We start from the raw sequence: 3,181 nt of genomic DNA, 5'->3' as shown, positions 1-3,181 counted from the left end.
TTAGGTGTTTTTCCTTATAATCCATGGATTCATTTGATTCAGTCAATAGGGATTGAAAAATATCTTTTAGCAGCATCTACTGTCACAACAAGTTGTTTATCTATTTATGCGGCTTTTCTTATTGGTTATCGTTTGGCAGGACATTTTAAAGTTGATCAAATTCCAGCTGGATTGATTTCAGTATTTGCATTTTTTATTACAACCCCTTTAACTGAAGACGGTGCATTATCTATGAGTTTTATGGGGGCTCAAGGATTATTTGGGGCTATGATTGCTGCTTTAGTAGCTACACGTTTGTATTGTTTCTTTATGAGTAAAGAAAAATTAAAAATTCATATGCCTGATGGAGTACCACCAATGATTGCTAATACATTTTCAGCATTAATACCAGGTATTTTAGTTGGATTTATATTGATTTTAGTATCTTATGGCTTTTCATTTACAACATGGGGTTCTTTCTCACAAATGGTTTATTCTAGTATTGTGACACCATTAAATGCATTAGGTGGTAGTGTTTGGTCTTTGGTTGTTTTGTTATTAGTTCAAATGGTTCTTTGGTTCTTTGGGATTCATGGTTCAAATGTTATTTCAGGTGTTATTACTGCAGTATATTTGCCAATGGCTACAGCGAACATGGAGGCTTATGCAGCTGGTAAAGATCTTCCTAATATTTTAGGAAATACCTTCTATGATGCTTTTAGTGGTATTGGAGGTGCAGGAGGAACTTTATCATTATGTATTGTTATTCTTTTGTTTGCAAAATCTAAGCAAAATAAAGAAATGGGGAAATTAGGTATTGTTCCAGGATTATTCACAATCAATGAACCTGTAGTCTTTGGGTATCCATTAATTATGAATCCATTATTAGCTATTCCATTTATTTTAACGCCTGTTGTTCAAACATTAGTTGCATATTTTGCAATGGCAATTAATCTTGTTCCACGTTTAACAGGGGTACAAGTTCCATGGTGTATGCCAATTATTATAAAACCTTTGCTTGCAGGTGGATGGCAAGCCGCTATACTTCAAGTTGTTTGTATTATTATTGGTTGTTTCATTTGGTATCCATTCTTTAAATTATCAGATAATCAAAGATATAAAGAAGAAATGGATAGAGAAAAAGAATTGTTAGAAACAGAATAATATGATTTGATATTTCTTCCTAAAATATCGTCTGAATAGTTTGTTATTAAATAAAATATTCAGACAATTCTTAATTTATAGGAATGATTAATTTTGATATATTTAGAAATAAGAGGTGATTAAAATGAGTATAACAATATCTCATGAAAATACTTTACAAAAAGATAATAAACCTTTCTTTTATCTTGCAGATACATGTTGGTCTGCTTTTACAAATATCAATGATGAAGAATGGGAATATTATCTAAATTATAGAAAAGCCCAAGGTTTTAATACTCTGCAAATTAATATATTACCCCAATGGGATGCTTCTGCAACTGATTTAGAATACTATCCATTTAAAAAGATAGGTGAGAAATTTGATTATGAGCATATAAATATTTCTTACTTTGAACATGCTATGATGATGTGCAAAAGAGCTAAAGAGATGGAATTTGAACTTTCTTTGGTTGTTATGTGGTGCAATTATGTTCCGGATACTTGGGCAAGTTCTCTTTATTCTAGAGGAATTATGCCTAAGGAATGCATAGCATCTTACATTGATATTGTTCATAAAACATTTAGCCAATTTCAACCAATATATATTATAAGTGGGGATACTGATTTTACGAGTGATCTTTGCATAAGTTACTACGTAGAGTGTGCAAAAAGATTAAAAGAATTGGCACCTGATTGTTTATATACAACACATATTAAAGGAAGATACACATATATACCTAATGAATTGTTAGGGTATCTGGATTTTTGTTTTTATCAAAGTGGGCATAATGCTCAGGATTTATCGATGCCTTATAAATTAGCTGAGGAGATGAAAGAAAAATATCCAGATAAGCTTCTTATTAATAGTGAACCGTGTTATGAAGAAATGGGATACTCACGCCAAATGTATGGGCGTTGGACACAGTTTGATATCCGAAGAGCAGCATGGATGTCATTGTTATCAGGAGCAAATGCAGGTATAACGTATGGAGCAGCGGGAATATATAGTTGGCATAAAACAAATAAGTCCTTTGAATCTGATATTGGAGAAGGATTTGCAACTCCGAAATGTTGGGAACAAGCGATTCAATTTCCTGGAGCTTGGGATTATGGTTTTATGGCTCATGTGTTTGAACAATATAATTTATATCATATCTTACCATGCCAAAATCTATTAGAAAAAGATAATTCAGAAATAAGAATTGCTAAAAAACAAGATATGATTGTCATTTATATTCCATCTAATATTTACATTAAACTTAATGCCGATTTAACAGGATGGAAGGGGATAGCTATTGATTTAGAGAATCGTTATGTTTCGCCATTAGAATTAATGAATAGAAATCAACAATGTTTGATCCCAATGACATATTTTCATCATGATGCACTGTATATATTAGAGAAAAATGTATAGAATAGCTTTAATTTGTTCCTTAGCAGTATCATGTAATACATTAAAAAAGGCAATGCTTACTGAAATACAACAAAAAAATATTGATTGTCAAATAGATTGTTTTCAAATAGAAGCTTGTGAAAGAATTAAGGATAAATATGATATTATTCTCTTAATGCCACAGGTAAGATATAATTTAAAAAAGATTCAAAAAACTGTAAGTCCTACACCTGTCTATGTGTTAGATTCAAAATTATTTAAAAACTGTGATGGAAGAGGAACCATTGAATATATTTTAAAAATATGTCATTTATAAATAATCATGATAGTAAAATACTTAATCACTTAGAAAGAAAATTCTATGTTAATTTGTGAGCCATACTGTGATGACAAATTTGGGTTAATATATTTATACAAATCAGTTGAAGCAATCATTGTTAGTATCATCTCTAAAGCAAAAACTGAAGAGGAAAGAGATATCTTATTTAACAAGAAAGTTTTGTTCAAACCTATCAGTTGTTTGGCATAAAATCTATTGGAGTTTTAATTTTTGATAGCTCTATGTTAGAGTTTGAAAAGCATTTAAAATTATTCTAGAGTAATATATATAAGAACATCATCTCATATATAATTATAGTGTTAAAGAAAAAATATTCTTTAAACTTT

General features: G+C 30.2%; 3 protein-coding genes. All 3 read left to right on the top strand.

The window, feature by feature from the left end:
- A partial coding sequence (locus BN350_RS18040) for a PTS sugar transporter subunit IIC (RefSeq protein ID WP_044599997.1) occupies nt 1–1,143 on the top strand: 1,143 nt, incomplete at its 5' end.
- A gap of 124 nt (nt 1,144–1,267) precedes the next feature.
- Nucleotides 1,268–2,536, top strand: a complete 1,269-nt coding sequence (locus tag BN350_RS00150; RefSeq protein ID WP_028041787.1) for a glycoside hydrolase family 140 protein — start codon at nt 1,268–1,270, stop codon at nt 2,534–2,536.
- Nucleotides 2,529–2,831, top strand: a complete 303-nt coding sequence (locus BN350_RS00145; protein WP_028041786.1) for a PTS sugar transporter subunit IIB — start codon at nt 2,529–2,531, stop codon at nt 2,829–2,831. Before BN350_RS00150 ends, BN350_RS00145 begins: the two co-directional genes overlap by 8 nt.
- The last annotated feature ends 350 nt before the right edge of the window (nt 2,832–3,181 follow it).

It is taken from the genome of Candidatus Stoquefichus massiliensis AP9 (assembly GCF_000455285.1).
Classification (GTDB): Bacteria; Bacillota_I; Bacilli_A; order Erysipelotrichales; family Coprobacillaceae; genus Stoquefichus; species Stoquefichus massiliensis.
Note: the sequence above shows the minus strand (reverse complement) of the source record. Positions and strands in the feature narration are given on the sequence as shown.

Bases quoted from the DNA above. Each gene is read 5' to 3' on its own strand.
- BN350_RS00150 (WP_028041787.1), top strand. From the start codon at position 1,268: ATGAGTATAACAATATCTCATGAAAATACTTTACAAAAAGATAATAAA.
- BN350_RS00145 (WP_028041786.1), top strand. From the start codon at position 2,529: ATGTATAGAATAGCTTTAATTTGTTCCTTAGCAGTATCATGTAATACA.